Origin of the sequence: Halomonas sp. ND22Bw (assembly GCF_003011945.1) — a bacterium.
In the GTDB taxonomy this organism is placed as follows: domain Bacteria; phylum Pseudomonadota; class Gammaproteobacteria; order Pseudomonadales; family Halomonadaceae; genus Halomonas; species Halomonas halophila.
Window position 1 is genome coordinate 1 of record NZ_PXWD01000090.1, and the last position, 522, is coordinate 522.

General features: G+C 62.8%; 1 protein-coding gene. It reads right to left on the reverse strand.

Annotated features, from left to right (window positions below):
• A partial coding sequence (locus CVH10_RS17095) for a tyrosine-type recombinase/integrase (protein WP_181244445.1) occupies nucleotides 1-424 on the reverse strand: 424 nt, incomplete at its 3' end.
• Nucleotides 425-522 lie beyond the last annotated feature (98 nt).

Here is a 522-nt window from a genome sequence, read left to right on the forward strand (position 1 = left end):
GCAGGGACACCCCAAAGAGGTCTGCGCCCGAAGCGCTACCCGCAGTGGCGAACGTCCGTCGGAGGTCATGGGGAGCGAAATGAAAATCTCCGAGCGCCTCTTCGAGCAGCAGCCATCCTGAGCGCGGGTCAACAAGTTGCTTAGGGCGCTCACCCGCACCGCCGCGCTTGGCTTTGACTGCGTACCAAACGGGCCCATCTCTGTCGGGTGCAAACTCACGCCGAGCGCGCAGCATGTCGAGTACGAACCGCGACAGCGGTAGCCGGATGTCGGCCGCATTCTTGGCGGTCTTCTTCCCGCGCCTTTTTGTGCCCACCTTGTGAGGCGAGACGGACAGGGTGCCGGTCTCGAAATCGACCTCACGGAACAGCAACTCAGTGACCAACGAACGTCGAAGCCCGGTGAGCACATAGAGGCGCCACATGTCTCGCCACCAAGGCTGACACAGCGCATCTGACGCACGCCAGGCGAGGCCTAGCTGAGCCAGAGGAATTGCCCGCTTGCGCTTGTTCGGAGCACCGA